The following is a 10,093-nucleotide window of genomic DNA, read 5'->3' as shown; positions in this document are numbered from 1 at the left end:
GCCATGAGCCGCATTCTGCTGCGCCGCCTCACGCGAAAGGAAAGATAATTGCTCATCAGCCTCTAAGACATTAGGCGTCGCCGAAGTAACGCAGTCGATATGAAGAAGGGCATTACGCCAAAAAGGACTAGGACCCCAAGATGGAACATCACGTCGGCGACTGGCCGACCGAACATTGCTGGACGAACCAGGTCGATTGAATGTGCTAACGGCAAGAAAGCCACCACCTGCTGAACATTAGCGGGCAACTGAGTTACCGGGAAGACAGCACCGGACAAGAACAGCATCGGTGTGAGGATCAGGGTCTGATAAAAGATGAAATACTCATAGTTGGGCGCGATTGCCGCAACGATCATTGCCAGACTCGCAAAGGCGATCCCCGTGAGAGCGATCACCGGCACGACATAGAGAATGGATGACCACACTGCATACCCCAGAATGGCTGCGACAGTTGCAATCGCAGTTCCGGCCAAAAGTGCCTTAGTCGCTGCCCAGACAAGTTCCCCGATCACTATGTCGCCGAGGGTCAATTGCGTGTACAAGATCGCCTGCCAGCTCCGTTGATCGCGCATGCGCGCGAAGGCCGCATAGATGGTTTCGAATGTAGACGCCGTCATTGCGCTTGTCGCGACCATACCAGTCGCTAGGAACGCAATGTATGACATTCCTTCGACTCGTCCGACCATCACGCTAAGACCGGTTCCGAGACCAAAAAGATAGATCATCGGATCCCCGAGACTACCGAGAATTGACACAAGCGCAGCTTTCTTCCACGCAATGTAATTGCGGCGCCACACTGCAGTCCAGTTCAACCAGTTCGCGGGCAGAACTGCCACATAACTTTCCCACATGTTTCAATCCTTCATCTCTCGCCCAGTCAGTCGTAAAAAAACATCCTCGAGGTTGGGGGGGCGCTGTAGAAGACGCAGATCCGAAAGCTCCCGTAGTTGTAGTCGCACCTGATCGGGAGTGGAGGAATAACAAAAGAGCGTTTCCCCACTTACCTCGATGCGTTGCGCGCATCCATTCATTAGCGCCTGCAATTCATAAGGATTGCCACCGCTGACCTCAATGACCTGGCAGCCAATCTGCTCGTCGATCAACGCTTGGGGCCGCCCTTCGGCAATCTTGCGTCCTTCTTCGAGAACGCATAGCCGGTCGCATAGCCGCTCTGCCTCCTCCATAAAGTGAGTAGTAAGTAGGATAGTCTTGCCGCGTCCCAACAGAGAGCGCAGCCGCTCCCAAATCAGGTGACGGGCGTGAGGGTCGAGACCGGTGGTGGGCTCGTCCAATATGAGTAGTTGGGGATCGTTGATGAGGGCGCGTGCCAGCATTAGGCGCCGTCGCATACCGCCTGAAAGCTCCGCGGCCCGGGCGTCCGCCTTACCCTCAAGTCTGGCAAACTCCAGGAGTGACGGGATGACGGCTTCGATCTGACGGGTGCTCATGTTGAAGTAGCGCCCAAAGACCAACAGGTTCTCTCGCACTGTGAATTCCTGATCGAGGTCGTCGAACTGTGGAACCACCCCAATGCCAGCGCGCGCCAAACGAGCCTGCGCAGGCACTGGGGCGCCAAGCACCGTGATCTTACCTACGTCGGGCGGCGTCATACCGAGGACCATACGCGTAATGGTGCTTTTGCCGGCGCCATTCGGCCCAAGCAGCCCGAAGCATTCTCCCGCTTTGACGAAGAACGAGAACCGATCAACAACAGTCCGGCCATTGTAGGCTTTCGTTACGTCAACCAAACTAATTGCTGTCGCGGTCATGTGCTTGCCGAAAAGCCTTCCTACGCCACCAAGGACACATCGGTTCCGCTTGTCTTTGTAAACAACAAGCCATCGCACCAAACGTAGCTTACTTGTCCCCACTCACATGCCGCTGCGGCGTCCGGGAAAAAACCACGCCCGTGATAGTTGGCGCTCGTGTTGCACAGAAGAGGAATCCCCGTAAGACTTTCATATTCAGCTAAGAGTTTCGAAACTTCGTGCTCCGCGTTTCTCGAAATGGTTTGAAGTCGCGCAGTTCCATCAAGGTGTACTACGGCTGGGATCCTCTCTCGCCATTCATGGCGTGTTGTATGATCAAAGAGCATGAACGGATCGGGGGTGCCTGGGGCGAAGATCTCCTGTGCGCGGTCCTCCAGGCAAATTGGCGCTACAGGTCGGAAATCCTCGCGATACTTCACGGCGTTGAGGTGCTCCTTCATTTGCGATGAAGTCGCCGCGGCAAGGATGCTTCTGCCCCCTAGCGCCCGTGGCCCGAGTTCAGCGCGGCCAGCAAGAAAAACAACCGGCTCGTTAGATGCCAGTATTCTGGCGAGTTCGGCCAAGCTGCATCGAGCCGTTTTCCAACCCGGAGGGATCTCGCTGTTCTTCAGTTTTGGGCCACTGTAAACTGACCAATCGAGCGGAGAGAGACCACCGTCAACGGCAAGTGCGCAGCAGGCGGCGCCAATAGCCGATCCGCTGTCGTTAGGGAATGGGGGAACCCAGACTGAGTCAAATAGGCCACTGGCTCGCAGTGCGCTATTCCATTTGATATTGAGGCCGCACCCGCCGGCCACGCACAAGTTTCGTGATCCAAATTGCGACTGCGTCTGTAGAGTGCTAGTCAACTCCTCAACAAGAAGGCGCTCAACGAAGACATGAAACGATGCAAGGACATCTTCGGAACTCTCGCACTGTAATCGAGACTCGCTTGCATCGAAATAGCCATTTACACGTGCAAGCAATTCGTCTGCGTTATGGGTGTTTTCTCGATAACTGACCGCAAGCGACGTTTCTCCAGCGAAATGTTCGTCGTAGAGTTCCCGAAACACGCTAACGATGTTCTCCCGAGCCGCGCCAAGCGCAATGTAGGCCATTAGCTTTCCGGCGACACCCAAGTCCCAGCCAGTTGAGTTTGCCCTCTTGTACGGCCCGAAGTGATGGCCCGCAACGGCATACGCATGGCCTATCATCGGGAAGAGGCACTTGATCAGTCGAGTTCCTTTTGGATCCACATAGTAGAGCCTAGGAAATATGCAGCCGTCCCAAACCAAACAAAGCGAAGGTTCCCCAGTTTTGGCAAACGGACTGGTGCAGTACGCGGAGACTACGTGTCCTATGACGTGCGGAAAGCTCTTGTAAGAAAGAATCGAGCCGCTGAGCGCCAGTCCTGAGCTCTCATGTGGCTTTAAGGGGTTCTCTGGACACCGTTCGACGTAGGGAGCTCCCCTGAGAGTAATAGGAGCACCTTCGCTGAACACTTGGAACTCTGACTCAACTTCTCCGTCCCACCCGTCGATGACGAACTGGTCAACGTCCCCTATGCTCAAACCATGATCGTTCAAGATTTGGACAATCCCGTCGAGGTGTTCAATGGGTTTATAACGAGGATTGTTGTTGCGCTTCTCTTCCTCAATGCAGAAGATGAGTTTCCCGTCCTCGACGAGGGCGACTGCTCCGTCGTGCGTCAGTTTGATTCCACAGATGCGCATAAGATCTCCATATCTGACAAGGTAGTCGGATCAGCGAGAAACCGGGTGGCGATAACGGGTAAGCAAGCAGTCTTCGTTATTGGATCGGCCAACGCATCGTAAACGATCGACTTGGACGAGTTCCTGATCAAGGATCGTCATGACGGTCTCGGCGCCAGCCACGTGTCCCCATCGTCGGCAGTTTGCATCCCCCGCCGACCCGAATATTAAATGACCCGATGGCGCGAGCATCTTTGCCAGGTTGCGGACGGCTGCTCGCATGTCAGAGACGCTGTTGAGATAGTAGAGCACCTCAGCTACAACAATCAGGTCAAATACTTCTCGCGTCGAGAACCGGAGGATGTCGCAGGTTATCCAGGAGATATTCGGCGGGTCCTTCAGGCGATGCCGGGTTCGGTCGAGCGCGTGGGGCACCACATCAACTACGGTGAGTTTCTGACAATGCGGCGCAAGCATTTCAGTGAACGCACCAGCTGCACAGCCAACTTCAAGCCCATTCTCGATTGTTTCCTGCGCCACCGCCAGCCGCAGCATTTGCCTATGTCGCTCCCGCTCGAATGGATTGCTATCAAGCCGCCATGGGTCGTCTGCGGCTAGTTCATCATGCAGCAACTGATAAGGCTTCTCGTCGTCCAACATCCCGCGCCTCCTACCGCCCACCCTTCGACTGATGTTAGGTTTGCCCGCCCTCAGCCTCCCCGTCAGTCCCAACATCCAAAGCTGGCCAAAGCTTCGGGCGTTCCCAAGGATCCTGACCCGTTGGTAGGGTTTGAGGTGACGGTGCTTCAGCACCCCGGGCCGCGCTTTGAGAGACTGACGCGCGAGAGAGCCAAGCACTGTTGCTTAGCGTACACAGCGCATAAGCTTTCAGGGGGAGGATGAGGAAAAGGTTAATTGGCGTGTGAGCGGCAAAACCTAAGAACCGAAACTGGCGAGCACGAAGCGCAGCCACACTGCACCGGATAATCGTCATGAACGTTAGAAGGGTAATCGTCAGCCACGGCACCCTGGCTGCCATTGCGACCTGTGCGATGCCCATCAATATTGATACGGCAAGAAGCAGCGGCCCTAGGTTCTGCCCGATCACGTCCAACGTGAGATAGCGGTCGAGGCTTCGCAGCAGGCGCAGTGCTTGGAACGTGTCGCGGAAGGTACTGCGCGCCCAGCGTAGCTGTTGTCGCAGATAGGGCGCGAGCCGCTCTGGCACGACTGTAGCGGCAATGGCGTCGGCGGCATACTCGGTCTGAAAACCAGCTTTAAGCATTAGGATTGTGAGATGGCGGTCCTCGCCGAAATCGCTTGGCTTGCCTCTAAACAGCTGCGTCTCATACTGGTCGAGCAGCAAAAGCAGTGCAGATCGGCGGTACATAGCGCACGGACCACAACAGCACATCACCGCACCAAAGCGCGCCTGCGCCGCGCGCTCCTCGTTGCACGCAAGCCAGTATTCCATGTCGATCAATCGGGTCAGCCATGTGTGGCTGCGATTTCTGGCCACGAGTTGTCCCATTACGGCGCCCACGGACGGATCCCGCATTTTCTGAACGAGCTTTGTGATCACGTCGGGCGCAAGTGTGGTGTCTGAGTCGACATTCAGCAGCAAGTCACCGGATGAGCGGCGAATCGCGGCGATCTGCGCCTTTCGCTTTCCGGCATTGCTTGGGAGAATAATTAAATTGAATCGTGGATCCCTGGCATTTGCGATGTATACCCGCGCGAGATCCTCGTGGTTTGCAGAACCATCATCCACCACGTAAAACTGCAGTTGTCCGGTATAATCTTGATTTGCGATAGACGAGAGGCATGCTGCGAGGACACCCGGATCTTCATTGAAGCAGGGTACAATCACATCGACGCTAGGTAGTCCATCTAAAGCGACGTTCGTGGGTGGGACAACGAGAGATCTCGCAGGGGGCGCATACAATGCCTGCATCCCTTTATAGACGCCCGCAAGAAGCGCATACGATGAAATGGTCACTGTGCCGGCTGTGCCAAGTAGGTCCATGCGATACCGTCCGTTAGTTGTGCTGGGAGAGCAATCGGAGAGCAAAGCCACGGTCATGCAGTCCGGTAATGATATGAGAAAGTGCCATCAGCGTTTGGTCGCGGAGGCTCGAAAGCTTCTGTTGCGCGAGCTCGTTGGGGGGGCACCCATCGTGCAACAGCACGATGTCGCCGGGCTGAGCTGAAGCCAGCACCGCATCAGCGATTACGTTAACACCAGGACGGGACCAGTCTCTCGGATCTACGGACCAATGTACGGCTTTTAGTCCCGCGCGCGCCGAGATGCTTAGTACGTCCTCAGTCCAGAGCCCATATGGAGCTCGCATATATTTGGGTCCGGCCTGGGGACAGGCAGCCTTGATCGCTCTGCTTGTTTCTATGATTTGATGTTCAACTTCCTCCGGTCCACATGTCGTTAGATCCGGATGCGTCATCGTATGGTTACCAACCTCGTGCCCTTCGGCAAACATACGCCGGATAAGTTCTGGATGGTCCGCAGCATAGGCGCCGATGACGAAGAAGGTCGCGGGTACGCGTCGTTCCGCTAGAACATCGAGGATCTCAGGCGTGCATATTGGGTTCGGCCCATCGTCAAACGTCAGATAGACGCTACGGTCGCGACCGTGGCCCAACACGTTGCAAATGCAATCCTGTTGTCTCATAGCTCTGGGCCATTACGATCGATCAGAGTGCCGGAGGGCCATTCGTCCATCGAGCACGCTATCGGAAAAACGACGACGAGCGGGTCTTCAAGTCGCGTGGTCTCCAGATCGGGATAGACCTCTGCTTGAGTAGAGCGAACGAGGACCCCGGGGAGGACGGTCGCGATGCCGCCGCGGCACAGTCTTTCCACGTGTCTGTGCAGCGCGTATCGAACCGTGCCGAATCCAAAGGGCACTCCGAGCCGCTTCAACTCCGGATACATGGTAAACATCGAATGAGAAAGCCCAAGGCCTTCGAGGTCGGCACGGACGCCCCACAACCCCAGCTCCCCCACTAGGAGATCAACGGCCCCGACTTTGATGAATCGTCGCAACAGGCCCATGTGTGCTGCAATGCCACGCGAGTCGTAGCCAATCACCCGCATTTCGGGCCGCGCTCCGGCCCAGCTGCGCCCACCTTCGAAGGGCTGCGCGTTGAACGCGCCCGTCGGGCCGTAAGTATCACGAAAGAATGCAGAAAGTGCTGAGTGATCTTCGACTTGCAGTTCACTTTCCCAGCAAAGTTTCCATCGCACGTCAGGGGGCATTGTATCTCTCTACGTCGCCTAGTGTTGTGGGAGCCCGATGCATAAAGCTTGCAGCATCAGAAAAGCCATTTGTTAAATTCATGCAGCAATCACCGCACGCCGTGAAATCGATTGTTTGGATGAAACGCATCCATCCCTTGGATCGAGGGTACCTGCGAGCGCGTTTGACGGGGGATGGATGCCCGCGGTGTTGTCACATTTACTCCGTGGTCGAAACCAGGCGGGTAGATGGGCTGGCATGAGCAGGTTCGTCAGCTAGAAACGCCATCACTTCCCACGCGAGATAGACATCGGCTGGGTACGGCTCTCCTTCGGGCCCCAATAAGCCGCCGGCGCGTCGAAGAGTTGCTACACAAGCGTGCATCGCCGTCTGCTATGAGACCTTCTGCCGGTGGGCGCTAACGTTCGTTCCTCCTTAAGTCCCACTGCTCTGCCGTTGGTACCCACCTTCAGCGCCTCAGCAGCATGGCGCGGCGGAGGTTGGGCGTGGGAGTTTCGACACGAGGCAGGCAAATCATCGTAACCGCGCCAGCGCCCCCGGTTTCAGCTAACGTGGTGTCGTGGCTGGCGCCCACCACCAGCGTCAAACGTGCCAAGTTAGGCATGTTGAAGAACAGGACAGGAGCCACTCATGATGTTGGAGATCGCCACGAGGGGTTCTGGTACTAGAAAGAATGTCTCGCAGTTGCGCGGGGCCGACAGGAGCGGGAAGATCGTCTGACGCAAATCGCTGCGTCGTAGCCAGGCTCCGAGGTTCTTTGGAACCATATCCCGTTGCCGGATCGGATTGGAGGCTTGCGCGACCGCTCACCAATGGGTGCGCACGCTGATAGCCTCCGGTCACGATGTTCGCCCCATCCTTCCTGCTTACGTCAAACCCTATCAGAAGAGGTGATCGATGACACGCTGTCACTCGTGTCTCACCGAATTCGCGGTTCCCGGGTGTTCGTTGAACGAAAGCCGGCCGCCTCGTCTCCGATGGTGATGACAAGTCGCCTCCAGTTGGCGCAGAGCCTCGTCAATCTTCTTCAGAATGCACTCAGCGCCTTGGAGGCACAGCCGGAGCCTCTGGTCGAAATCGCGCTCGCCGAGATGGGAGAAGTAGTCGCTATGTCCGATCGGGATGTCGGTCCCAGCCTCGCCCTCAACATCTGCCGGAACCTAGGCATACCGTTTGCTATCGACAAAGAAAACGGCCTCGGTGTTCGCCTGGTCATTTCGAAAGGGATCACACGGGGACTCGGTGGCTCATTGCGTCGCGATGCAAACCATGAGAAAGGGGCTTCGTTCACGGTCGAGCTGAGGCGTGCGGGATGAGTGCTGAAAAAAGACCGGTCATATTTGTGGATGATAACGAGGACCTGCTACGGGCAACCAGGCAGATGCTGGAGCTTGCCAACTTCGTACCGATCCTTTTCCGCTCAGCCGAGTCAGCGCTCGCCACAATAGATAAGAACTTCGAAGGGCCTATAGTGAGCGACATTCGCATGCCTGGAATCGACGGGCTCCAGCTCTTCGAACGGGTGAAGAGGATCGATCCGAGTATTCCGGTCGTCCTCATCACCGGACATGGCGACGTTGGATTGGCTGTCGCCGCGATCAAGGATGGCGCATACGATTTCATTGCGAAGCCATATGCGGCGGAGCGACTATTAGAGACACTGCACCGTGCTTCGGAGAAGCGGCACTTGGTTCTGGAAACCAGACGGCTACAGGACGCGGTCGTCCTATCCGCTGGTGATATGCCGCTCATCGGGAATGGGCCGGCCATGAAGCGGCTGCGCGAGACGCTCAGCCAAATTGCCGATACTAATGTAGACGTCCTCGTGGAAGGAGAAACAGGGACCGGCAAAGAGGTAGTCGCCGAGTTGCTGCACCAATGGAGCAAGCGGCGTACGAAGCCCTTTGTCGCACTAAATTGCGGCGCGCTACCAGAAAGTGTCTTCGAAAGCGAGCTTTTTGGACACGAGGCAGGCGCTTTCACAGGAGCGCGGAAGCGCCGGATTGGCAGAATGGAGCATTCAGACGGTGGGACGCTTTTCCTCGATGAAATTGAGTCTATGCCGCCCGCGCTTCAAGTGAAGTTGCTCAGAGTACTCGAAACCCGGCAGATTGCGCCGCTCGGCACCAATGAAACCCGAAGGATCAACCTTCGTGTTGTCGCTGCGACGAAGATCGATCTCGGCAATCCATTGATCCGCAAAGATTTCAGGGAGGACCTCTACTACCGCTTGAACGTCGTGACGTTACACATTCCACCACTTCGCGAACGTCCGGAAGATGTTCTGGCACTTTTCGGCCATTTCCTCGAGCGCGCGTCCAAACGTTTCGGTCGTCCAGTGCCGGAGATGACCGCGACCGTGCGTGACCATCTCATGGGCCACAATTGGCCGGGCAATGTTCGCGAACTCGTTCATTTCGCTGACCGCGTCGTCCTAGGGCTCGAGCCGACACAGAAAACCTCGGTTGTATCAGGTCAAAGAAGTGGGACTGCACCAACCCTAAGTCTTGCTGAAAGGGTGCGCCGCTACGAGGCAACCGTAATTCGTGAAGCCTTACAGGAACATCGCGGCGATATGCAACAAGTAATGGAAAGACTTCGAATTCCGCGTAAAACTTTCTACGATAAATTGAAACGTCACGGAATAGACTCGGCCTCTTATCGTGAGAATCGGGAGTATTAAAAACTTCCCCGAACCCGCACTGTGCGGAAACACTGACATAATGAGTTGGCGCCAGCGCGTCGGATTAGTTAAGCCGCTTGCGCCGATCCCTACGCTATGTTCCCTCCGCCTTTAACTATTGTCCTTGAAACATGCCTGCTCGTCCGACGCGCCAGCGGCAATATGGCATTTCCGGCCAGGTACTTTGTTCTCGTTTCGGGGCTGCAGCTCGCTGCGGTTGTAACATAGTTCCGTTTGCATGATCACCGACAAGTAGTTTCGACGATGCTGGATCCGCTAGTGGAGCAGTACCATCCGAAAGGTGAGACACGGCTGCAGGACCTGCGGCGGACCATTGGGGCCATTCCCTGGTAGCCTGGGAGGAGTGCCAAGTGGCGGGCCGCCCAGCTGAACTGGGCTCAGGGTAGCGGGCAGCTCAGACGGCCACACATTGGGCGCAGCTGGGGGTCTGGGAGCGTGTGCCCATCAGATGGAGGAGCGCGGCATCCAGCTCGGAATGACGTTCCTCGACGGCACCAGCGTGCCCGCATCAGAAGATCGCCAGCGCGCCGAAAACCGGGCTCAAGCTTGATGAGACCGTCGTAAAGCACTTGGCCGCCTGATCCTAAGTGGTGCATCCGGTAAGTCATGCCGCCCTCGGCAGGAGGGCGATTCCGGGTGAGCGGCGGGGCCGAT

At 56.5% G+C, this 10,093-nt stretch carries 9 protein-coding genes; 2 read left to right on the top strand and 7 right to left on the bottom strand.

The genetic code is table 11. The features are described from left to right. Positions 1 to 62: 62 nt before the first annotated feature. Genes KBI52_RS03845 through KBI52_RS03815 form a run of 7 tightly spaced genes read right to left on the bottom strand, consistent with a single transcriptional unit; the run spans position 63 to position 6,734 of the window. Positions 63 to 851 carry an ABC transporter permease gene (locus KBI52_RS03845; RefSeq protein ID WP_210805448.1) on the bottom strand — a complete coding sequence of 263 codons (789 nt, stop codon included), beginning with the start codon at positions 849 to 851 and terminating at the stop codon, positions 63 to 65. 3 nt (positions 852 to 854) lie between these two features. After that, positions 855 to 1,769 (bottom strand): nodulation factor ABC transporter ATP-binding protein NodI, encoded by a 915-nt coding sequence (gene nodI, locus KBI52_RS03840; protein ID WP_210805446.1) that lies wholly within the window; start codon positions 1,767 to 1,769, stop codon positions 855 to 857. 20 nt (positions 1,770 to 1,789) lie between these two features. Next, on the bottom strand, positions 1,790 to 3,481 hold the full coding sequence (gene nodU, locus KBI52_RS03835; protein WP_210805444.1) for a nodulation protein NodU: 1,692 nt from the start codon (positions 3,479 to 3,481) through the stop codon (positions 1,790 to 1,792). A 30-nt stretch (positions 3,482 to 3,511) separates the two neighbouring features. Further along, a complete protein-coding gene (gene nodS / locus KBI52_RS03830; protein WP_162820782.1) occupies positions 3,512 to 4,120 on the bottom strand; it encodes a nodulation methyltransferase NodS in 609 nt (202 codons plus the stop codon). Between the two features lie 34 nt (positions 4,121 to 4,154). Further along, complete coding sequence (gene nodC / locus KBI52_RS03825; RefSeq protein ID WP_210805442.1) at positions 4,155 to 5,486, bottom strand: chitooligosaccharide synthase NodC; 1,332 nt, start codon at positions 5,484 to 5,486, stop codon at positions 4,155 to 4,157. Between the two features lie 13 nt (positions 5,487 to 5,499). Further along, a complete protein-coding gene (gene nodB, locus KBI52_RS03820) occupies positions 5,500 to 6,147 on the bottom strand; it encodes a chitooligosaccharide deacetylase NodB (RefSeq protein WP_210805440.1) in 648 nt (215 codons plus the stop codon). Continuing rightward, the gene (locus KBI52_RS03815) at positions 6,144 to 6,734 is read right to left on the bottom strand and encodes a NodA family N-acyltransferase (RefSeq protein WP_114948358.1); all 591 of its coding nucleotides are present in this window, start codon (positions 6,732 to 6,734) and stop codon (positions 6,144 to 6,146) included. Before KBI52_RS03815 ends, nodB begins: the two co-directional genes overlap by 4 nt. Positions 6,735 to 7,625: 891 nt before the next feature. Here KBI52_RS03815 and KBI52_RS03810 point away from each other — a divergent pair. Next, positions 7,626 to 8,051: an ATP-binding protein gene (locus KBI52_RS03810; protein ID WP_210805438.1), complete on the top strand. Its 426-nt coding sequence runs from the start codon at positions 7,626 to 7,628 to the stop codon at positions 8,049 to 8,051. Further along, complete coding sequence (locus KBI52_RS03805; RefSeq protein WP_210805436.1) at positions 8,048 to 9,418, top strand: sigma-54 dependent transcriptional regulator; 1,371 nt, start codon at positions 8,048 to 8,050, stop codon at positions 9,416 to 9,418. Before KBI52_RS03810 ends, KBI52_RS03805 begins: the two co-directional genes overlap by 4 nt. The last annotated feature ends 675 nt before the right edge of the window (positions 9,419 to 10,093 follow it).

Origin of the sequence: Microvirga sp. HBU67558 (assembly GCF_018069605.1) — a bacterium.
Lineage (GTDB): Bacteria > Pseudomonadota > Alphaproteobacteria > Rhizobiales > Beijerinckiaceae > Microvirga > Microvirga terrae.
This window is presented reverse-complemented; position numbering and strand designations above follow the sequence as displayed.